Origin of the sequence: Gluconacetobacter tumulicola, assembly GCF_014174215.1 — a bacterium.
Lineage (GTDB): Bacteria > Pseudomonadota > Alphaproteobacteria > Acetobacterales > Acetobacteraceae > Gluconacetobacter > Gluconacetobacter tumulicola.
Genome location: NZ_JABEQL010000038.1, coordinates 1 through 19,409 on the forward strand (window position 1 = coordinate 1; position 19,409 = coordinate 19,409).

A 19,409-nucleotide genomic window follows, 5' to 3' on the forward strand; every position below is an offset into this window, starting at 1 on the left:
GAATGCGATGATGACATGCCCTTGCTGCACCGCGTCGGCTGGCAGGAGAACCATACCCACCCATGGGAGATACGCTGAGTTTTCTATCGCGCCACCGCCAGCAGCCCGGCGACATCGCAATGGGCTTCAAGATGCTCGGCCAGTGCGTCAAGGACCGCTTCCACCCCCTCGCCATAGGCCAGCGTCGAGGGCGCGGCGCCGAGCTGGCGCAGGAATGCCCCACGAAACGCATCATCAGCGAACATGCCGTGCAGATAGCTGCCCATGACCCGCCCGTCCGTGGACATGGCCCCTTCCGGCGCACCCGCGACATGGGCAAACGGGCGGGAACGAGCCTCGCCCGTCGTTTCCCCGATATGGATTTCATAGCCCGTCATCGGCACGCCGCTGGACGCATGGACCGCCTCCACGCCCGAGAGATGCTTGTCCGGCCGCATCGTCGTGACAAGGTCCAGCAGACCAAGGCCGGGCACGTCGCCCGCCGTGCCCTCCAGCCCCAGCGGGTCGCGGATTGTTCGACCCAGCATCTGATAGCCGCCGCAGATGCCCAGCACATGGCCGCCGCGCCGCACATGAGCCCGGATATCGATATCCCACCCCTGGCCTCGCACCCAAGCGAGATCCGCAATAGTGGATTTGGTTCCCGGCAGAATGACCAGGTCGGTATCGCCGGGAACGGCTTGCCCCGGGCCGATCATGCGGAGCGTCACCCCCGGTTCCTGCGCCAACGGATCGAGATCGTCGAAATTGGCGATACGCGACAGGACCGGTACCGACACCCGCAAGGGGCCGTCCTCACCGGTCCGGCGCAGGTCAAGCGCATCCTCCGCCGGCAGCAGGGCGGCATCGGCGAAAAAGGGCACCACGCCATAGCCGCGCCAACCGGTGCGTTGCCCGATCAGCGCATAGCCATCATCGAACAGGGAAGGATCGCCGCGAAATCGATTGATCAGGAACCCCGCGATCTGGGCGGCGTCGGAAGCATCCAGCACGGCCTGCGTACCCACGATCTGGGCGATCACCCCGCCCCGATCGATATCTCCCACGAGGATGACGGGCACATCCGCCGCCCGTGCGAAACCCATATTGGCGATATCGCCGGCCCGCAGATTCACCTCGGCCGGGCTGCCCGCACCTTCGACGATAACGATATCGGCGCCCTGCCGCAACCGCGCGAAACTCTCCAGCACCGGTGCCAGAAGCCGGGGCTTGAGCCGGGCATAATCGCGCGCCCGCGCCGTGGCGACGCGCCGTCCCTGCACGATCACCTGCGCGCCGATGTCGGATTCCGGCTTCAGCAGAACGGGGTTCATATCAGTATGGGCCGCGCGGCGGCAGGCCAATGCCTGGAGCGCCTGCGCCCGCCCGATCTCTCCGCCATCCTCCGTCACCGCCGCATTGTTCGACATGTTCTGCGGCTTGAACGGCACCACCGACAGCCCGCGCCGCAGCGCGGCCCGGCACAGGCCCGCCACCAGCAGCGATTTGCCGACATTCGAGCCGGTGCCCTGGATCATCAACGCACGCACGGTCCGGCTCCTAGAATTCGACACCAGCCTGCGCCTTGATCCCGGCGCGGAACGGATGTTTCACCAGCGTCATTTCCGTCACCAGGTCGGCATATTCGATCAGTTCCGGCTTCGCGTTGCGCCCGGTCAACACGACATGGGTCAGCGGCGGTTTTTCCGCCTGCAGGAAAGCCAGCACCTCCTCGATATCGAGATAATCGTAGCGCAGCGCAATATTGATCTCGTCCAGCAGCACCATGCGGATCGCGGGATCGCGGATCAGCTCTTTCGCCTTTTCCCATCCCTTGCGCGCGGCGGCGATGTCGCGCGCCTTGTCCTGGGTCTCCCAGGTAAAGCCCTCGCCCATCGCGTAAAACTGGCACAGATCGGCAAAATTGGTCTCGATCAGGCGGCGTTCCCCGGTATCCCACGCCCCCTTGATGAACTGCACGACAGCGCAGGGCATGTCATGGGCGATGCACCGCAGGATCATGCCGAAACCGGACGAAGATTTCCCCTTCCCCGCCCCGGTATGGACGATCACCAGCCCCTTGCCCCCCTGCTTCGAAGCCATGATCCTGTCGCGCGCGGCCTTTTTCCTGGCCATTTTCTCGGCATAGCGGCCCGCGTCGTCCAGGCTGTTCCCGTCCTGATCGGTCACAAGGGTCATGATGGGCTCCATCGCTTGACATGAGGGGCGCATTGTCGCAACAGCCAGTCTGTTGGTTCCGCTCTATAGAGGTATCTATCGAGAGGCTAAGAGGGAATGTGACAGGGCCTGCCCGCAAGGGCCGACCCAGGCACAGCCGCCCCCGCGACCGTTACCGGAAAGATCGCCCAATGCCACTGACGCATCGTCGGGAAGGTGGGCGATCGCTGGGGAAACCCTGAATCCGCGAGCCGGGAGACCTGCCAGCAATCGATACAACGGGCAGCCGGGGTGTGCTGCAACCGGCTGGACGTTCCCCGTTGCCCGATCGCGGCCGGGGCTTGGCCGCGGGCACCCCAGTTGCGGAACAGGGCTGGGACATGAACGCGACACTCTTCGTCTGTACGACCTGCCGCGCCGGTGAACCGACCGTGGAGGGGCAGCCCGTGCCGGGCGCCCGCCTCTACAGCGCGCTGGCAACGGCATCCCTCCCCGAAGGCCTCACCATCGCATCAGTGGAATGCCTGTCCGCCTGCAGCAATGGCTGCGCGGTGGCGCTGAGCGCGCCCGGCTGCTGGAGCTATGTCTATGGCCGCCTCGGCGAAGGCGATGCGGCCGAGATCCTAGCCGGCGCTACCGCCTATGCCACCACCCCCGATGGCCTGGTACCCTGGCGCGAGCGCCCGCAGATTTTCCGCAAGCAGAGCCTTGCCCGCATCCCGCCGCAGGAGCGCTGACATGACCGCCCGGACCGACCTTGCGAAAATTCCCGTTACAATCGTCACCGGTTTCCTCGGTGCCGGCAAGACGACGCTCATCCGCCACCTGATGACCAACCCGCAGGGGCGGCGTCTGGCGGTGCTGGTCAATGAATTCGGCACGCTGGGCGTGGATGGCGACATCCTCAAATCCTGCGCCGACGAGAACTGCCCGGCGGAGAACATCCTCGAACTGGCCAATGGCTGCATCTGCTGCACCGTGGCCGACGATTTCATCCCCGCCGTCGAACGACTGATGGCCCTGCCGCAGCGGCCTGACCACATCCTCATCGAAACATCCGGTCTGGCGCTGCCCAAACCGCTGCTCAAGGCCTTCGACTGGCCGAGCATCCGGTCACGCATCACGGTGGACGGCGTCATTGCCCTGGCCGACGCCGAAGCGGTGGCCGAGGGCCGCTTCGCCCCCGATCCGGTAGCCGTGGACGCGCAGCGCCTGGCGGATGACAGCCTGGATCACGATACGCCGCTGGCCGAAGTATTCGAGGACCAGCTCTCTTGCGCCGACATCGTGCTGCTGTCCAAGGCCGACCTGGTGGACGAGGCCTGCCTCGACCGTGCGCGCGCGGCGATCGCCGGGATCGCGCCCCGCCCGCTGCCGATCCTGCCTATGCGCGACGGCCTGATCGACCCGCAGGTCATCCTTGGCGTGGGGGCCGCGGCGGAAGACGACCTCGGCGCCCGCCCGTCGCACCACGACGGTCACGATGACCATGAACACGAGGATTTCGACAGTGTCGTCATCGACCTGCCGGAAATCGCCGAGCCCGAAGCGCTGGCCGAGGCCGTCCGCACCCTCGCCCGTGAGCAGCATATCCTGCGCGTGAAGGGCTATGTCGCCATCAGCGGCAAGCCCATGCGGATGTTGCTGCAAGCAGTGGGCGAGCGCGTGCGGGCCCAGTACGACCGCCCCTGGGGCACGCAGGCGCGCCAGACCCGGCTGGTGGTCATTGCCGAGCACGACCATGTCGATGCCGGGGCGATCCATGCCGTGCTGGCGGGCCAGGCGGCGCGGCAGGGATAAACCGCCATGCACGTGGTCTTCCGCGAAAGCCACGGTCTGGAAGAGACGGAGACGCCGGTCGATCTCGGCCAGAGCCCAGCCGACCTGGTGGTGCTGTCCTTCTCCGACAGCGACCTCGGCGCGTTCGCGGCCGGGTGGCACGCGGCCGGGGGCACGCTGCCCAGCCTGCGACTGGCCAATCTGGCGGCATTGCGGCATCCGCTGTCGATCGATACCTATGTCGAGGCCGCGCTCGCCCAGGCCAGGGGCATCCTGATCCGGCTGATCGGCGGGGTCGGCTACTGGGCCTACGGGCTGACGCAGGTGGAGCATCTGGCGCGCCGGAAAGGCATCGCGCTGGCCGTGCTGCCGGCCGACGGGCGCGAGGATCCACGGCTCGGCACCCTTTCCACCGTGCCGGACTCCACATTGCAGCGTCTTGCGGCCCTGTGCGACAGCGGTGGCGCGGTGGCGGCGCGGGCGGCACTGGCCCAACTGGCTCTGGCGTCCGGCCTGGATGTGGCGCCGGTCATCGGGTTGAAGACCATTCCCGAATGCGGCTGGTACGATCCGGACACCGGCACAGGCAGTTCGGCACCGCAGGGCAGCGCGCCGCTGGCCGTCATCGCCTTCTACCGCGCGTATCTGACGGCGGCGGACACCGGCCCGATCGACGCCCTGATCCGCGCCATGCGCGAACGCGGCTTCCGGGCCGTGGGGCTATTCGCCCCCTCGCTCAAGGCTCCGGGGCCGGCACGCTGGGTTCGAGAGGCCCTGCGCGATAGCGACGCAGCCGTCGTAATCAATGCCACCGCCTTCTCCGCGCGGGGGGAGGACGGCACATCGCCGCTCGATGCCAATTCCTGTCCCGTGTTTCAGGTCTCCCTTTCCACGGCGCGACAGAGCGACTGGGCGAAATCCGAACGGGGCCTTTCGCCCGCCGACCTCGCCATGCATGTCGTCCTGCCCGAAGTGGACGGGCGCGTATTCGCGGGCGTCGTCAGCTTCAAATCGGCCGACAAGCGCGATCCCCAGTTGCAGTTTTCACGGCTGATGCACCGGGCCGCTGCCGATCGCATCGCCGCCGTGACGGACCGCGTGGCGGCATGGCATCGTCTGGGTGCCACCCCGGCGCCCGAGCGGAAACTGGCGATCGTCCTGTCGACCTATCCCGGCCGTCCCGACCAGATGGCGCACGCCGTCGGGCTGGATGCGCTGGCCTCGACCGAAGCGATCCTGGCCGACCTCAGGCACGCAGGCTATACCGTTTCGGCGGACGATCGGCCGCTGACCGAGGCGTTGCAGACTCGGCAAAGCTGGAAGCTGGACGCCTATCGCACCGCGCTTGCGGGATTGGCACCCACATTGCGGCAGGCACTGCACGAGGCATGGGGCGATCCGGCGGCCGATCCATCGGTACGCAACGGCGCCTTCCATTTTCCTGCCATCCACCGGGGAGCAATGCTGATCGCCCTGCAGCCGGAGCGCGGCGAGGCGCATCTGCGCGATGGAGAGTATCATGACCTCTCCCGCACCCCACGCCACGCCTATGTCGCCTTCTATCTGTGGCTCAGGGCGCAGCAGTTTCATGGGCTGGTGCATGTCGGCGCGCACGGCACGCTGGAATGGCTGCCCGGCAACGCGGTCGCCCTGTCCGCCACCTGCTGGCCCGATGCGTTGCTGGGCGACTTGCCGCTCATCTATCCGTTCATCGTCAACGATCCGGGCGAGGCCGCGCAGGCCAAGCGCCGCATCGGCGCGGTCACGCTGGGGCATCTGCCGCCGCCGCAGCGCGGCAGCGCGGTGCCGGAGGGCATGCTACGGCTGGAACGGCTGCTCGACGAATATTCCACCGCCGAAGGCCTCGATCCCGCCCGGCGCGACCGCCTGATCGAAGCGATCCGCGCCGAGGCGCGGGCCGCCGGTGTCGAACAGGATCTGGGCATTCCGCAGGACGCGGGGGCCGCCGGGGCCATCGTGCGGATCGACCGCTTTGTCTGCGACATCAAGGAAAGCCAGTTCGGCGACGGCCTGCATATCTACGGTCAGGGCGCGGGCGAGCGTGAGGGCCTGCTGACGGCGCTATCCGGCCGCCACGTCCCGCCCGGCCCGGCGGGTTCCCCCTTGCGCGGCCGGGCCGACGTGCTGCCGACCGGCCGCAATCTCTACGCCGTCGACCCGCGCGCCGTGCCCAGCCGGGTCGCGCATGGACAGGGCGTGCGCCTGGCCGAAGAACTGCTGCGCCGCCATCTGCAGGATCACGGCGACTGGCCGCACGGCCTGATCGTCGATCTGTGGGGATCGGCCACCATGCGCACCGCCGGCGAGGAATTCGCCATGGCCCTGCATCTGGCCGGGCTGGCGCCGCAATGGGATGCGGGATCGGAGCGCATATGCGGTTTCGAAATCCTGCCGCCGGCTTTGCTTGGCCGCCCGCGCATCGACGTGACGCTGCGGGTGTCTGGCCTGTTCCGCGACGTCTTTCCCGGCATGGCGCAGATGTTCGAGGCCGCCGCCTCAGCTCTGGCCGAACGGGAGGAACCGCCGGAGGAAAACCCCTATAGTGTCCGTGGCCCACGGGTCTTCGGCCCCCGCCCCGGCCATTACGGGATCGGCATGGGCGCGACGCTGGAAGAGTACAGCCGACAGGGCCGAGACGCCGCAGGTGAAGCGTGGCTCAGCGCCTCGGAATGGACGATCGGCGCGGGCGGTGACATCAGGCGGGATCGCCATGCGCTGGAAACCCGACTCCGCACGACCGACAGCATCGCGCATGTGCAGGACCTTCCCGAAACCGACCTGCTTTTGTCGCCCGATTACGCGGCCCACGAGGCCGGCCCCGCCGCCGCCATCGCCCATATCGGCGCCCCGGCACCCACGCTCTATCACATCGACGCCACCCGGCCCGAGGCCCCCCGCGCCCGCATCCTGCGCGAGGAAATCGCCCGTGTGGTCCGTGCCCGCGCCGGCAATCGGGACTGGGCCAGCGGCATGATGCGCCACGGCTTTCGCGGCGCCGCGGAAATCACCGCCACGCTCGACACTCTCGCCGCCTTCGCGCATCTGACCCGCGACCTACCGGCCCATCTGTTCGACATCTATTACGACGCCACGCTGGGCCGCGATGATCTGGTGGCGTTCATGGCCCGCGAGAACCCCGCTGCCCTCGCCGCCCTGCACGATCGTTTCCGCGCCCTCGCCGACGCCGGCCTGTGGACGACCCGCCGCAATGCCATCGCCACCAGCCTGCGAGAGGCGCCATGAGCGCACCGCTGGTCAAGGGCTGGTGCCCCGGAGCCCTGCGCCCGATGCCATCCGGCGACGGGCTGCTGGTCCGTATCCGTCCCCCCGCCGGGCGGCTGACCCAGCCGCAGGCAGCCGGCATCGCGCGTCTGGCCGCACGATACGGCAACGGGCTGATCGACCTGTCCGCACGGGCCAACATCCAGATTCGCGGCGTCACCGACCCAACCCATGTCCCGCTTCTCGCGGGTCTCACAACGCTGGGTCTCATCGACCCAACGCCCGAAGCGGAGGCCAGGCGCAATATCGTCGTGACCCCCTTCTGGCAGAGCGGTGACGGCACCGCGGAACTGGCCGAACGACTGGCCACCGCCCTGCGGGACGACCGAACGATCGACCTGCCCGGCAAATTCGGCTTTGCCATCGATACCGGCGTGCCCCCAGTCCTGCGGGAAATATCTGCCGACATCCGGATCGAACGCGACACCACGGGCGCCCTGCTCTGCCGGGCCGATGGCGCCGCCGGAGGCGCACGGGTCACGCCGGATACCGCAATCTACACCGCACTGAGTCTCGCACACTGGTTCATCGCCAGCGGCGGTCGCGGGCGCATGGCGGCGCATCTGGCCGGCGGCGCGACGCTGTCCGCCGCCTTCACCGCAATCGAGGCCGCGCCAACGATCGGCATGTCGCCTTCCGCCCCCGGCCAATCGGCCGCCGGGTTCATGATCGGCTTCGCCTTCGGGCAGATGCAGACGCGTACCCTGTCCGCCCTCGCCGATACCGCCCCCCTGCGCGTCACGCCATGGCGCATGCTACTGCTCGAAGGCCGGACGGGCGCACCGGACATAGACGATATCATCACGCGCCCCGACGATCCCCTGCTGCGGGTCATCGCCTGCACCGGCCTGCCCGGCTGTACCCAGGCCCAGCAACCCACACGGGCGCTGGCGCACGCCCTCGCCCCGTATGTTCCCGCCGGCAAGATGCTGCACGTATCAGGTTGCGCGAAAGGATGCGCGCATCCCGAGCCGGCATCGCTGACCCTCGTCGCACAAGCCCATGGCTTTGATCTTGTCAGGGACGGCAACGCCGCCTCTGCCGTCCACCATCCTCTCACGGTCGAACAGTTGCTGGCCGCCCCCGGAACGCTGATGGAAAACCCTGATGCCTTACCTGTATGAAACCGATGGTGCGGCCATCTATCGCCGGTCCTTCGCCATTATCCGGGCGGAAGCCGATCTGGCCCGTTTCACTCCGGAAGAAGAGATCGTCGCCGTACGGATGATCCATGCGGCCGGCATGGTCGGTCTGGAGCGGCATATCGCCTTCTCCCCCGGCATGGCGATCGCGGCACGCGCGGCGCTGGAGGCAGGGGCACCGATCCTGTGCGACGCGCGCATGGTCAGCGAAGGCATTACCCGCACGCGCCTGCCCGCCGGCAATGACGTGGTCTGCACGCTGAACGACCCCGGCGTGGCCGATCTGGCGCGCGAGACCGGCAATACCCGGTCGGCCACGGCGCTTGAACTGTGGCGCCCCTACCTGTCCGGTGCGGTCGTGGCCATCGGCAACGCGCCCACCGCCCTGTTCCACCTGCTCAACATGCTGGAAGACGCCACCTGCCCCCGGCCGGCGGCGATCATTGGCTGCCCGGTCGGCTTCGTCGGTGCCGCGGAATCGAAAGACGCATTAATGGAAGCGCCCCCCGCCCCCGCACTGACCGTCCGGGGGCGCCTGGGCGGCTCGGCAATGACGGTCGCGGCGGTCAACGCCCTGGCCAGCCGGACCGAATAGCATCATGCCCGGCAAGATCATCTGCACTGGCCTCGGACCCGGCGACCCGGATCTGATCAGCGTGCGCGCCGACCGGCTGATCCGCACCGCCCGCCATGTGGCCTATTTCCGCAAGGCCGGGCGCGCTGGACAGGCGCGGCGGATCGTCGAGGGAATGCTGGCGCCTGGCGTCATCGAATATCCGATGGAATACCCCGTAACCACCGAGCTGCCGGTGAACAGCCCTGCCTATCGCGACGCGCTGGCCAGCTTCTACGATGACTGGGCGAACCGTCTGGCCGATCAGGCCCGAACGCAGGATGTGGTGGTGCTGTGTGAGGGCGATCCGTTCTTCTACGGCTCCTTCATGCATCTGCATGCGCGCCTTCAGGGCCGGGTCGAGATGGACATCGTCCCCGGCATCACCGGCATGACCGGCTGCTGGAACGTCACCGGCATCCCGATCACCTGGGGCGACGACGTGCTCACCGTGCTGAGCGGCACGATGCAGGAGGCCGACCTGGCGCGGCATATGCGGGCCGCCGACGCGCTGGTGGTAATGAAGACCGGCAGAAACCTGCCCAAGGTGCGCCGCGCCCTGGCCGCCACTGGTCGGCTGGAGGAAGCGTGGCTGGTGGAGCGCGGCACCATGCCCGGCCAGCGGGTGATCCGCCTTGCCGACGCCGGCGACGATGACTGCCCCTATTTCGCGATCGTGCTGGTGCATGGCCAGGGCCGTCGTCCCGAATCCGGTCACGGGGACGAATCATGACCGGCACGCTGGTCGTCGCCGGCCTCGGCCCCGGCGACGAGGCACTGATCACGCCCGAGGTGGCGGCCGCCCTGGCCACCGCGACCGACGTAGTCGGCTACATCCCCTATGTGGCACGCATCCCGGCACGCGACGGGCTGACGCTGCATGCCACGGACAATCGCGTGGAACTGGCCCGGGCCACCCACGCGCTGGAACTGGCGGCAGCCGGGCGCAGGGTCGTCGTGGTTTCATCGGGCGATCCCGGCGTATTCGCCATGGCCTCGGCGCTGTTCGAGGCGGTGGAGCAGTCCCCGCGCCTCGCCCATGTCGAGATCCGCGTTCTGCCCGGCATCACCGCCATGCTGGCCGCCGCCGCGCGGGTCGGCGCACCGCTGGGCCATGATTTCTGCACGATCAACCTGTCGGACAATCTCAAGCCTTGGGACATCGTCGAACGGCGGCTGCGCCTTGCGGCACAGGCGGATTTCGCCATGGCCTTCTACAATCCGCGCTCGGCCAGCCGCCCGCATCAACTGGCCCGCGCGCTGGAGATCCTGCACGAGGAATGCGGTCCGGACCGACTGATCATCTTCGCCCGTGCGGTGACGACGCCCGAGGAGCGGATCAGCGTGGTGACGCTGGCCGAAGCGCGTGCCGAGATGGCCGACATGCGGACAGTGGTGCTCGTCGGCAACGACGCGACGCGACGGGTCGGGCGGTATGTCTACACGCCGAGGCGCGCAGGATGACCGAGCCATGCCAGCACCTCGCCAACCGTGCGTGCGACAGGGCGCGGCGACATGACGGGCCGGTCGATCAGGATCACCGGCATGCCCAGCGCGCGCGCGGCATCCAGCTTCGCCCGCGCCCCCACGCCACCGGCATTCTTCGCCACGACATGGGTGATGCCGTGCGCCTGCATCAAGGCGAGATCCCCTGCCAAGGTGAACGGCCCCCGCGCAACCACCACCGTCGCCCGGGGCAAGGGCAGGACAGCGCCGGGCGGGTCAACCAGACGCAGCAGGTAGTGATGCTGCGGTCGGGCCGCGAAGGCGTCGATCGACTGCCGGCCGATCGCCAGAAAGATTCGTGCCGGCTCATCGGGCAGCGCGGCGACGGCGTCGGCAATGTCGGCGACCGCACACCAATCATCGCCCTCCGCCGCCACCCAGGGTGCGCGCTCAAACGCCAGCAGAGGGATGCCGACGGCCGCACAGGCCTCTACCGCATTCCGGCTCATCCGGGCGGCAAAGGGATGGGTGGCATCGATCACATGGCTGATTGCCGCCTCGCGAAGATAGGCCGCCAGCCCCTCCACCCCGCCGAACCCGCCGACCCGGACCGGCAGGGGCTGGCGGGCCGGCGACGCAGTCCGGCCGGCATAGGAAAAGATGGCGTCCGCCCCCGCTTCGGACAGATCATGCGCCATCTGGCTGGCTTCGGTGGTGCCGCCCAGCAGAAGGACGCGCGTCATGGTTGAGCCCTGGCTTGCGATCATCGGCATCGGTGAAGACGGCATGGCAGGTTTGTCGGCTTCATGCCATGCGGAACTGGCCCGTGCCGAGGTGATTTTCGGCGGTCCGCGCCATCTGGCGCTGGTGGAAGCGGCCGACCGGGGCCGCGCATGGCCGGTGCCCTTCTCGGTCGATCCGGTGCTGGCCGAGCGCGGACGCAGGGTGGTGGCATTGGCATCGGGCGATCCGTTCTGGTTCGGCGCAGGCGCGAGTCTCGCCGCTCGCCTCGATCCGGGCGAGTGGGTGGCCCACCCCGCGCCATCGACCTTTTCCCTGGCAGCAGGCCGGCTGGGCTGGCGGCTTGAACAGGTATCCTGCCGGGGCCTGCATGCGGCGCCGTTCGAACGACTGATACCCGCACTGCATGCCAACGGGCGGGCGATCTGTCTGCTGCGCCACGGACCCGCTGCCGGAGATCTGGCACAGTGGCTGGTCGGCCGAGGGTTCGGCGCCTCCACGCTCCATGTCATGGAGGCCCTGGGTGGCCCGCGCGAACGCATCCGCACTGTCCTCGCGGCGGATTTCGCGTTCACGGACGTCGCGGCACCGGTGGCCGTTGCCATCGCCATGTCGGGGCCGCCGGGGCTGAGCCGGGCGTCGGGCCTGCCGGACAGCACGTTTATCCATGACGGACAGATCACCAAGCGTCCGATCCGCGCCCTTACGCTCTCGGTCCTCGCCCCGCGCCCCGGTGAAATCCTGTGGGATCTCGGTGCAGGATCGGGATCGATTTCGGCGGAATGGTGTCTGGCGGGCGGACAGGCGATCGCGGTCGAAATCCGCGCCGACCGCGCCGAAACTATCCGCGCCAACGCCCGGACGCTGGGCCTGGACCACCTTCTCCGGGTCGTGGAGGGCGCGGCCCCGACCGCACTGGCCGGCCTGCCCGACCCGGATGCCGTCTTCATCGGCGGGGGCGCCCATGCGGCCCTGCTGGATCATTTGTGGGCCATGCTGCCGTCCGGAACGCGGATCGTCGCAAACGGCGTCACGCTGGAAACCGAAGCCTTGCTGACCCTATGGCACGGGCAAAAGGGCGGCGAATTGCTGCGTATCGAACTGGCGAGCGCAGCGCCGCTGGGATCGATGCGCGGATGGCGCCCGGCGCGTCCTGTCGTGCAGTGGAGCGTGACACGATGAGGGTCGCAGGCTTCGGCTTCCGGCAGGCCGCCAGCCTCGCATCGCTGCGCGATGCCCTGGCGGCGGCGGGTGGCGCCAAAGGCATCGATGCCCTGGCCACGGTCGCGCAAAAGGCCGCCTCGCCCGCGCTGCTGGCCCTGGCGGCGGAAATGGGGCTGCCGATCCGCGCGCTGGCCACCGAAACGCTGGCGCATGTCGGCACCCCGACCCGCTCCGATCGTGTCATGGCCCGCTTCGGAACCGGCAGTCTTGCCGAAGCGGTCGCGCTGGCCGCCGCCGGAGCGGAAGCGTACCTGCTCGCCCCCCGCGCAATCTCCACCGACGGGATGGCCGTGGCCGCGATTGCGGAGGGAAACACCATATGACGGTTCACTTCATCGGCGCCGGACCGGGCGCGCCGGATCTCATCACCCTGCGTGGGCGGGACCTGATCGCCATCAGCCCCGTCTGCCTCTATGCCGGGTCACTGGTCCCGGCAGCCCTGCTCGACCACTGCCCGCCCGGCGCGCGGATCATCAACACCGCCCCCCTTTCGCTCGACGCCATCATCGCCGAAATCGCGGCAGCGCACGAAGCAGGCCATGACGTCGCCCGGCTGCATTCCGGCGACCTGTCGGTATGGTCCGCCATGGGGGAGCAACTGCGCCGCCTGCGCGCGCTGGACATTCCCTATGACATCACCCCCGGCGTGCCATCCTTCGCCGCCGCCGCTGCCGCACTGGGCGCGGAACTCACCCTGCCGGGCATTGCCCAGTCGGTCGTGCTGACACGCACGTCTGGCCGGGCCACCTCCATACCGCCGGGCGAGACCCTTGCCGCCTTCGCCGCAACAGGCGCCACGCTGGCGATCCACCTGTCGATCCACGTGCTGGACCGCGTCCTTGCCGCACTGACCCCGCATTATGGCGCAGCCTGCCCCGTCGCCGTCGTGTGGCGCGCAAGCTGGCCGGACGAGCGCATCGTCCGTGCCACGCTGGAAACACTGGAAACCGCGCTGGCCACCGAACTGGAACGCACGGCGCTGATCCTTGTCGGCCCTGCGATCGGGGCGACGGAATTCGGCGAAAGTCGCCTTTATGCCGGCGACTACGACCGCCGTTTCCGCCCCGTCGGCACCACCCCTCGCTTCCCGGAGACGGAATGACCTGCCCCGGCCTCATCATCTCCGCCCCAGCCTCGGGCGCGGGCAAGACCATGGTCACGCTGGGCCTGCTGGCCGCCCTGCGGGCACGCGGCCTAAGGGTGCAACCCTTCAAGAACGGACCGGACTATATCGACCCGGCTTTCCACCGTGCCGCATCCGGGCGGGAATCGGTCAATCTCGACACATGGGCGATGTCGTCAGAGCGGATCGCAGGGCTGGTCGGCGCCCGGAGCGATGCCGACCTGATCATCGCCGAAGGCTCGATGGGCCTGTTCGATGGCGTGGCATCGGCGGGCGAAGCGGGTACTGGCGCCAGCGCCGATCTCGCGGCCCTGACCGGCTGGCCGGTGGTGCTGGTACTGGACGTTTCCGGCCAGGCCCAGTCCGCCGCCGCCATCGCCCATGGCTTTGCGACATTGTCGCCCACGGTCAGGCTGGCAGGCGTGATCCTCAACCGCGTCGCCAGCCCCCGCCACGAGGCATTGATCCGCGCCGGCATGGCGGCCGCAGGCACGCGCGTGCTGGGCGCCCTCCCGCGCCGCACGACAATCGCGCTGCCCGAACGGTATCTCGGCCTGATACAGGCCGAAGAGCAGCCTCATCTTGCCGCGCTGCTGGACGAACTTGCCGCCTTCATCACCGCGCATGTGGATCTGGAGCCAATCCTGTCTCTTGCGGCCGCCAGCTTCGGCAGCCAGAGCCGGCCATGCGCGGTCATACCGCCCGGAAATCGCGTGGCGCTGGCCCGCGATGCGGCGTTTTCGTTCGTTTACCCGCACCTGATCGAAGGATGGCGCGCGGCAGGGGCGGAGATCGTGCCCTTCTCACCCCTCGCGGATGAGGCACCGGACTCAGGCGCCGATGCCTGCTGGCTCCCCGGCGGCTATCCCGAACTCCATGCCGGCACGCTGGCCGCCGCCGCCCGTTTCCACGACGGGTTGCGGCAGTTCGCCAGGCGCAAGCCGGTGCATGGTGAATGCGGTGGCTACATGGCAATGGGCGCCGGACTGATCGATCCACAGGGCACACGCCACGCCATGACAGGCCTGCTGGGCCTCGAAACCTCCTTTGCCAAGCGGCGGATGCATCTTGGCTACCGTCTGGCGACACTTCTCGCCCCGATCCCCGGCCATGAGGCGGGTGCCCGGCTGCGCGGGCACGAATTCCACTATGCCACCATCGCCAGTCAGCCGGACGACGCGCTGGCCCACACAATCGACGCCAATGGCGCTGCCGTGCCCGAGGCCGGGTCGCGGCGCGGACTGGCCACCGGCACCTTCTTCCACCTGATCGCGCCCGCGACATGAGCGGCTTCGTCTCCTTCGTCTCCTCCGGACCGGGCGATCCGGAACTGCTGACGCTGAAGGCCGTGGCCCGGCTGCGCGCCGCCGATGCCATCCTGTTCGACGATCTGTCCTCCGGGCCGATCCTCGCCCATGCCCGGCCCGATGCCGACCTGGTCAGCGTCGGCAAGCGCGCCGGCCGGCCGTCGCCCCGGCAGGACAGCATCAGCCGGCTGCTGGTCGAGTATGCGATGACAGGGGCGCGGGTCGTCCGCCTGAAATCCGGCGACAGCGGCATTTTCGGCCGGCTGGAGGAGGAACTCACCGCTCTGGACGCGGCTGGCATCGACTATGAGATCATCCCCGGCGTGCCCTCCGCCTGCGCTGCGGCCGCCGCCGCCGGCATCCCCCTCACCCGCCGCCTGACCGCCCGGCGGGTCCAGTTCGTGACCGGCCATGACGTCACGGGCGATCTGCCCGAAGAGCTGAACGTGACGGCACTGGCCGATCCGGACGCCACGACTGTCGTGTTCATGGGCAGGCGCACCTTCCCGAAGCTGGCGGCTCTTCTGTTCGCCGCCGGATTGCCGGGCGAAACCCCTGCCCTGCTGGCCGAGGCCGTGAGCCGTCCCGAACAGCGTCTTCTGCGCACCACGGTCGCCGAACTGGCCGGAATGCTGGCCGCCCATGACAGCGGCGCGCCTGCCCTCATCCTCTACGGCGCGCTGGCCAACCAGCCTGAGGGAGAGCCCCCATGATCGATCTGGTCCTTGTTGGCATCGGCACGGGAAATCCCGAGCATCTGACCCTCCAGGCCGTTCGCGAACTCAATGCTGCCGACCTGATCCTCATACCGCGCAAGGGCGACGACAAGGCCGACCTCGCCGAACTGCGCCGCGCCATCTGCGCACGGGTTCTGACCAACCCGGCCATCCGCATCGCTGAATTCGACATGCCGCGACGTGACAGCGCCGACCCGCACTACCGGAGAGGCGTCACACACTGGCACGATGCGATCGCCTATGCGTGGACCGAAGCGATCCATGCCAACCTGCCCCGAGGCGGCACGGTCGCGCTCCTCGTCTGGGGCGATCCCGCCCTGTATGACAGTACCCTGCGGATTGCCGCCCAACTGAACCCGGTACCCAATTCGGTCCGCAGCATTCCCGGCATCATGTCACTGAACATGCTGGCCGCCGCTCACGCCATCGCGCTCAACGACATCGGCGCGCCGTTTCTGGTCACGACCGGGCGCCAGTTGCGCGACCATGGCTGGCCGCCCGGAACCGATACCATCGTGGTCATGCTGGATGGCGACTGCTCGTTCCAGCACATCCCCGCCGACGCGATCACCATTCACTGGGGCGCCTATGTCGGCATGCCCGAGCAGATCCTGCTCTCCGGTCCGCTCGCGCAGACCGGGCCACGCATTATCGCTACCCGGGCCGAAGCCCGTGCCCGCCATGGCTGGATCATGGACATCTATCTGCTGCGGCGGCACGCAGCCAGCGTAACGGAAGACCGATGATGACAAGGCAGGAACCGGCCCGGCCGGAAGCGCACGGCGGACAGGTGCGGGCCATCATGCGCCATTTCCCCAATGCCCCCCGCCCGTTCATCGACCTGTCCACGGGCATCAACCCGCAGACCTATCCAATGACGATGCCTTCGCTCCAGACATTTGCCCGGCTGCCGGAAGCAGATGAGGAAGACGACCTGCGCGAAGCGGCCGCCGCAGCCTACGGCGCAGTCGATCCGGACATGGTCGCGACCGGACCCGGTAGCCAGAGCCTGATTTCCCTGCTGCCGCGTCTCATCACAGCATCGTCCGCCTGCATATTGGGCCCGACCTATTCCGGACACGCAATCGCATGGCAGCAATCAGGCGCGACGGTAAGGAACGTCGTCGATTCCGACGATCTCGCACGGCAATCGACGGAACCCGGCACCGTCTGTATCGTGTGCAATCCCAACAATCCGGATGGGCGCATTCTCCCCGCGGCGATGCTGAGAGAGTTCGCCGACCGGTGCGCATCTCACGGGAACCATCTCGTCGTGGACGAGGCTTTTACCGATTTCGACGGCGAAAGCCTAATACCGGCCTTGCCCCATCCGGGCCTGATCGTTCTGCGCTCGTTCGGCAAGACCTACGGACTGCCCGGCATCAGGCTGGGATTTCTCCTGTCTTCTCCGGAAACGGCGAAACGGACGCGCGATCTGGTCGGTGCGTGGCCTGTCGGCAGCCTCGCCCTTGCTGCCGGCCGCCAGGCGCTACGGGATGGCCGGTGGCTGAATCTGGCCCGCCAGACCGCGTCCCGCGCGAAGGACCGCCTGACCGCACTGCTGGAAGCAACAGACCTGCGCCATGAAGGACACGCACGCCTGTTCACGCTGGTCCGGACAGACGCCGCGCCGGACCTATGGATCCATCTCTGCCGCCACGGGATCGCCACCCGTCGTTTCAGCACGCAGCCGGATGCCCTGCGCCTTGGCCTGCCGGGAGACGAAGAGGCATGGGCTCGTCTCGACCACGCGCTGCGCGCCTGGCACGCAAAAAGCCCATGACCGAGGGAAAGACCCACTGCGCAGCCTGCGGAGCCGCCATGATCTGCCTGGCCACGGCCACATGCTGGTGCATGACGACAGCGCACAACCTGCCGGTTCCAACGGATGGCCGCACCGGCTGCCTATGTCCCACCTGCCTGGAACGACGGATACAAGGCGACAGACGCGAAGACGCCGAGGCAACAGGATGAAGCTCTTCGGCATCGCATCCCGCCTGCCGGATGACATCCGGCGCGGCATCATCCCGCCACGCAACAGCACGGACGGTCCCGGCGCGTCCACCGCCGCATGGCTTCAGGCATCCGGCGATCACCATCCGATTGTCGCCGCACCGGACGTCGCTCTCGCATCAGCGCAATCCGGTGGCGAACGCCCGATCGTGACCGAGCCGGCGCTGCGCGAACGCGACCACGGACAATGGCATGGGCGCAATCTGCGCGACCTTCCCCCCGACGATATCCACCGCTGGGTGGACGATCCAGACTTCGCTCCGCCCGACGGCGAAAGCGGTCGCGCGGCATGCGAACGCATTGGCGATTGGCTCGATCATCTGCCCGACGGCACAGGAACCCTGATCGTCGTCGCACGCCCGGCGGTGATCAGAATGTTGCTGATCCGGGCTCTCGGCGGCGGCATAGAAATGGTCCGGCATCTGGACGTACCGCCATCAACCCGCAGCGAACTCTCCCGCCATACAGGCTGGCGGGTTTCGGCGATCGGTGTACCGCTGGGCTGAATATCCCCCCGGCCATCAGCCGACGCGATGCCGCCCGGTTCCTCCCGGTGTCAGAACAGCGGTCGCCAGCGGCCCAAAAATCAGCCCCAGCGCGCCCCACAGGACGACCTGCATCCCGATGGCCGCCTCGCGAAACCGCCAGAGCACAATCGCGGGAAAGTCAGCCGGAACCTCGTTGATATTGGGCAGCCCGCTCTGCACCAGCGCCGTCAGAGCCACGAACAGCCCGACCCCACACAGCATGCCGTTCCACTGTCCGAAACGCTGTATCAGGCGTCGACCCACCAGAATGGACAGTGCCATCACACACAGCGACAACACGATCATCTCGAAATAGGTCACTGTACGCAGCCCGATCGTGCCTTCCTGCCCCACCGCCGGCGGATTGGGCGGATATTTCAGATCAGGGATCAGCACGAAGGTCAGAAATCCCGCCCCCGCCAACAACAACGCCAACGCGCGCGGCGAGACCCGCCCCACCCGCCCATAGGCCAGCGCGAAGACAATGGCGAAAATCCCTCCATAAGCCGCGCCATACAAAGCCGCCGCCGTAAACAGGCCGAACGATGCCTGCATTTTCCGACTGACAATCTCAGGTTCGGCCGCCATGCCCGCAGCCGCATCCCGGGCCGTTTCGAAGGCAATGGACAAATCGACCTGCGGCTCGCCGAACACACGGGCAAACAGGAACGCAAGACACGCGGCAAGCACGCCGGCGATCATTCCGCGCGCGAGAAGACGTCCCGCCATGATGGATATCCCTGCGTCAGTGGCAGGGAAAACCCAAGAGGTGGCGCCCATCATGCACGAATTCATGCACCGCATGACCCGAAAGGAGCGCGGTGGCGCCCTGCTCGGCGCCTACAAAATACAACAGCACCATGGACAGGATCAGACCGAAGACCGCCCAGGGCAAAAGCGCGCGTAGGGGGATGGCATCGGGCATCGCAGCAGATGCGGGAACCGGCGAGGAAAAACCGTAGCTCATTGACAGGCTCCACTCGGAAAATCGCGTTCCGGATCGGGACAAAAGGAGGCAGGGGTCTGGCTTTCCACTACGCATGGCGTGGCGGCAATTACAGTGGCGCGACCGCATCGGACTTTCACCGATTTCCCTGTCCGGTTAGGTTACACGCTGCGCAGCCATTTGAAAAGTCGGCCCGGTCACCGATTCATTCGCTTATGTATTGATGTGGGCCGTAAGCAATGGTTATAACACGCCAAGTCGATGGTTCCGTGCGAATTGTCCGGAAGTTAGTCAGCGACTATCCCCCCCCGCAACTGTTGGCGGTGAGAGTCTGTTCATGTTGTTCCTTTA

General features: G+C 67.8%; 20 protein-coding genes and 2 riboswitches. Of the genes, 15 read left to right on the top strand and 5 right to left on the bottom strand.

Features of this window, described 5'->3' with window-relative positions; translation table 11 throughout:
• Positions 1-83: 83 nt before the first annotated feature.
• Entirely contained in the window at positions 84-1,517 is a 1,434-nt protein-coding gene (locus HLH29_RS17790; RefSeq protein ID WP_220791580.1) for a cobyric acid synthase, read from the bottom strand.
• A 22-nt stretch (positions 1,518-1,539) separates the two neighbouring features.
• On the bottom strand, positions 1,540-2,178 hold the full coding sequence (cobO, locus tag HLH29_RS17795; protein ID WP_182968721.1) for a cob(I)yrinic acid a,c-diamide adenosyltransferase: 639 nt from the start codon (positions 2,176-2,178) through the stop codon (positions 1,540-1,542).
• 36 nt (positions 2,179-2,214) lie between these two features.
• A riboswitch (cobalamin riboswitch) is annotated at positions 2,215-2,439 on the top strand.
• Positions 2,440-2,537: 98 nt separating this feature from the next.
• Between cobO and HLH29_RS17800 the strand changes: the two genes are divergently transcribed.
• Genes HLH29_RS17800 through cobJ form a run of 7 tightly spaced genes read left to right on the top strand, consistent with a single transcriptional unit; the run spans position 2,538 to position 10,458 of the window.
• Positions 2,538-2,894, top strand: a complete 357-nt coding sequence (locus HLH29_RS17800) for a DUF1636 family protein (RefSeq protein WP_182968722.1) — start codon at positions 2,538-2,540, stop codon at positions 2,892-2,894.
• A gap of 1 nt (position 2,895) precedes the next feature.
• Entirely contained in the window at positions 2,896-3,957 is a 1,062-nt protein-coding gene (gene cobW, locus HLH29_RS17805; RefSeq protein WP_182968723.1) for a cobalamin biosynthesis protein CobW, read from the top strand.
• Between the two features lie 6 nt (positions 3,958-3,963).
• The gene (gene cobN / locus HLH29_RS17810; protein ID WP_182968724.1) at positions 3,964-7,200 is read left to right on the top strand and encodes a cobaltochelatase subunit CobN; all 3,237 of its coding nucleotides are present in this window, start codon (positions 3,964-3,966) and stop codon (positions 7,198-7,200) included.
• Positions 7,197-8,363, top strand: a complete 1,167-nt coding sequence (gene cobG, locus HLH29_RS17815) for a precorrin-3B synthase (RefSeq protein ID WP_182968725.1) — start codon at positions 7,197-7,199, stop codon at positions 8,361-8,363. The genes cobN and cobG overlap by 4 nt, the downstream gene beginning before the upstream one ends.
• Complete coding sequence (locus HLH29_RS17820; protein ID WP_182968726.1) at positions 8,347-8,976, top strand: precorrin-8X methylmutase; 630 nt, start codon at positions 8,347-8,349, stop codon at positions 8,974-8,976. The genes cobG and HLH29_RS17820 overlap by 17 nt, the downstream gene beginning before the upstream one ends.
• A gap of 4 nt (positions 8,977-8,980) precedes the next feature.
• Positions 8,981-9,727, top strand: coding sequence for a precorrin-2 C(20)-methyltransferase (locus HLH29_RS17825; RefSeq protein WP_182968727.1), 747 nt, complete (start codon positions 8,981-8,983; stop codon positions 9,725-9,727).
• Positions 9,724-10,458: a precorrin-3B C(17)-methyltransferase gene (cobJ, locus tag HLH29_RS17830; protein ID WP_182968728.1), complete on the top strand. Its 735-nt coding sequence runs from the start codon at positions 9,724-9,726 to the stop codon at positions 10,456-10,458. Before HLH29_RS17825 ends, cobJ begins: the two co-directional genes overlap by 4 nt.
• On the opposite strand, the gene HLH29_RS17835 is transcribed toward cobJ, so the two are convergent.
• Positions 10,434-11,183, bottom strand: coding sequence for a cobalt-precorrin-6A reductase (locus HLH29_RS17835; protein ID WP_182968729.1), 750 nt, complete (start codon positions 11,181-11,183; stop codon positions 10,434-10,436). The genes cobJ and HLH29_RS17835 overlap by 25 nt on opposite strands.
• Here HLH29_RS17835 and cbiE point away from each other — a divergent pair.
• From cbiE to HLH29_RS17875, 8 genes are all read left to right on the top strand, one after another.
• The gene (cbiE, locus tag HLH29_RS17840) at positions 11,182-12,363 is read left to right on the top strand and encodes a precorrin-6y C5,15-methyltransferase (decarboxylating) subunit CbiE (RefSeq protein WP_182968730.1); all 1,182 of its coding nucleotides are present in this window, start codon (positions 11,182-11,184) and stop codon (positions 12,361-12,363) included. The genes HLH29_RS17835 and cbiE overlap by 2 nt on opposite strands.
• A complete protein-coding gene (locus tag HLH29_RS17845) occupies positions 12,360-12,728 on the top strand; it encodes a cobalamin biosynthesis protein (RefSeq protein ID WP_182968731.1) in 369 nt (122 codons plus the stop codon). The genes cbiE and HLH29_RS17845 overlap by 4 nt, the downstream gene beginning before the upstream one ends.
• Positions 12,725-13,507 (top strand): precorrin-4 C(11)-methyltransferase, encoded by a 783-nt coding sequence (gene cobM / locus HLH29_RS17850; RefSeq protein ID WP_182968732.1) that lies wholly within the window; start codon positions 12,725-12,727, stop codon positions 13,505-13,507. Before HLH29_RS17845 ends, cobM begins: the two co-directional genes overlap by 4 nt.
• Entirely contained in the window at positions 13,504-14,814 is a 1,311-nt protein-coding gene (locus HLH29_RS17855) for a cobyrinate a,c-diamide synthase (protein WP_182968733.1), read from the top strand. Before cobM ends, HLH29_RS17855 begins: the two co-directional genes overlap by 4 nt.
• The gene (cobA, locus tag HLH29_RS17860) at positions 14,811-15,548 is read left to right on the top strand and encodes a uroporphyrinogen-III C-methyltransferase (protein ID WP_182968734.1); all 738 of its coding nucleotides are present in this window, start codon (positions 14,811-14,813) and stop codon (positions 15,546-15,548) included. Before HLH29_RS17855 ends, cobA begins: the two co-directional genes overlap by 4 nt.
• Entirely contained in the window at positions 15,545-16,318 is a 774-nt protein-coding gene (cobF, locus tag HLH29_RS17865; RefSeq protein ID WP_182968735.1) for a precorrin-6A synthase (deacetylating), read from the top strand. Before cobA ends, cobF begins: the two co-directional genes overlap by 4 nt.
• A complete protein-coding gene (cobD, locus tag HLH29_RS17870) occupies positions 16,315-17,355 on the top strand; it encodes a threonine-phosphate decarboxylase CobD (RefSeq protein ID WP_246374410.1) in 1,041 nt (346 codons plus the stop codon). Before cobF ends, cobD begins: the two co-directional genes overlap by 4 nt.
• Positions 17,356-17,542: 187 nt before the next feature.
• Positions 17,543-18,091 carry a histidine phosphatase family protein gene (locus HLH29_RS17875; RefSeq protein WP_182968736.1) on the top strand — a complete coding sequence of 183 codons (549 nt, stop codon included), beginning with the start codon at positions 17,543-17,545 and terminating at the stop codon, positions 18,089-18,091.
• A gap of 15 nt (positions 18,092-18,106) precedes the next feature.
• Here HLH29_RS17875 and HLH29_RS17880 read toward each other — a convergent pair whose 3' ends face one another.
• On the bottom strand, positions 18,107-18,841 hold the full coding sequence (locus HLH29_RS17880; RefSeq protein WP_182968737.1) for a CbtA family protein: 735 nt from the start codon (positions 18,839-18,841) through the stop codon (positions 18,107-18,109).
• 16 nt (positions 18,842-18,857) lie between these two features.
• Positions 18,858-19,079, bottom strand: a complete 222-nt coding sequence (locus HLH29_RS17885) for a CbtB domain-containing protein (protein WP_182968738.1) — start codon at positions 19,077-19,079, stop codon at positions 18,858-18,860.
• A gap of 30 nt (positions 19,080-19,109) precedes the next feature.
• Positions 19,110-19,251: riboswitch (cobalamin riboswitch) on the bottom strand.
• Between the last annotated feature and the right edge of the window lie 158 nt (positions 19,252-19,409).

Excerpts from the sequence above, each read along its gene's own strand:
- HLH29_RS17790 (WP_220791580.1), bottom strand. The coding sequence starts at position 1,517 with ATGATCCAGGGCACCGGCTCGAATGTCGGCAAATCGCTGCTGGTGGCG.
- cobO (WP_182968721.1), bottom strand. The coding sequence starts at position 2,178 with ATGACCCTTGTGACCGATCAGGACGGGAACAGCCTGGACGACGCGGGC.
- HLH29_RS17800 (WP_182968722.1), top strand. The coding sequence starts at position 2,538 with ATGAACGCGACACTCTTCGTCTGTACGACCTGCCGCGCCGGTGAACCG.
- cobW (WP_182968723.1), top strand. The coding sequence starts at position 2,896 with ATGACCGCCCGGACCGACCTTGCGAAAATTCCCGTTACAATCGTCACC.
- cobN (WP_182968724.1), top strand. The coding sequence starts at position 3,964 with ATGCACGTGGTCTTCCGCGAAAGCCACGGTCTGGAAGAGACGGAGACG.
- cobG (WP_182968725.1), top strand. The coding sequence starts at position 7,197 with ATGAGCGCACCGCTGGTCAAGGGCTGGTGCCCCGGAGCCCTGCGCCCG.
- HLH29_RS17820 (WP_182968726.1), top strand. The coding sequence starts at position 8,347 with ATGCCTTACCTGTATGAAACCGATGGTGCGGCCATCTATCGCCGGTCC.
- HLH29_RS17825 (WP_182968727.1), top strand. The coding sequence starts at position 8,981 with ATGCCCGGCAAGATCATCTGCACTGGCCTCGGACCCGGCGACCCGGAT.
- cobJ (WP_182968728.1), top strand. The coding sequence starts at position 9,724 with ATGACCGGCACGCTGGTCGTCGCCGGCCTCGGCCCCGGCGACGAGGCA.
- cbiE (WP_182968730.1), top strand. The coding sequence starts at position 11,182 with ATGGTTGAGCCCTGGCTTGCGATCATCGGCATCGGTGAAGACGGCATG.
- HLH29_RS17835 (WP_182968729.1), bottom strand. The coding sequence starts at position 11,183 with ATGACGCGCGTCCTTCTGCTGGGCGGCACCACCGAAGCCAGCCAGATG.
- HLH29_RS17845 (WP_182968731.1), top strand. The coding sequence starts at position 12,360 with ATGAGGGTCGCAGGCTTCGGCTTCCGGCAGGCCGCCAGCCTCGCATCG.
- cobM (WP_182968732.1), top strand. The coding sequence starts at position 12,725 with ATGACGGTTCACTTCATCGGCGCCGGACCGGGCGCGCCGGATCTCATC.
- HLH29_RS17855 (WP_182968733.1), top strand. The coding sequence starts at position 13,504 with ATGACCTGCCCCGGCCTCATCATCTCCGCCCCAGCCTCGGGCGCGGGC.
- cobA (WP_182968734.1), top strand. The coding sequence starts at position 14,811 with ATGAGCGGCTTCGTCTCCTTCGTCTCCTCCGGACCGGGCGATCCGGAA.
- cobF (WP_182968735.1), top strand. The coding sequence starts at position 15,545 with ATGATCGATCTGGTCCTTGTTGGCATCGGCACGGGAAATCCCGAGCAT.
- cobD (WP_246374410.1), top strand. The coding sequence starts at position 16,315 with ATGATGACAAGGCAGGAACCGGCCCGGCCGGAAGCGCACGGCGGACAG.
- HLH29_RS17875 (WP_182968736.1), top strand. The coding sequence starts at position 17,543 with ATGAAGCTCTTCGGCATCGCATCCCGCCTGCCGGATGACATCCGGCGC.
- HLH29_RS17880 (WP_182968737.1), bottom strand. The coding sequence starts at position 18,841 with ATGGCGGGACGTCTTCTCGCGCGCGGAATGATCGCCGGCGTGCTTGCC.
- HLH29_RS17885 (WP_182968738.1), bottom strand. The coding sequence starts at position 19,079 with ATGAGCTACGGTTTTTCCTCGCCGGTTCCCGCATCTGCTGCGATGCCC.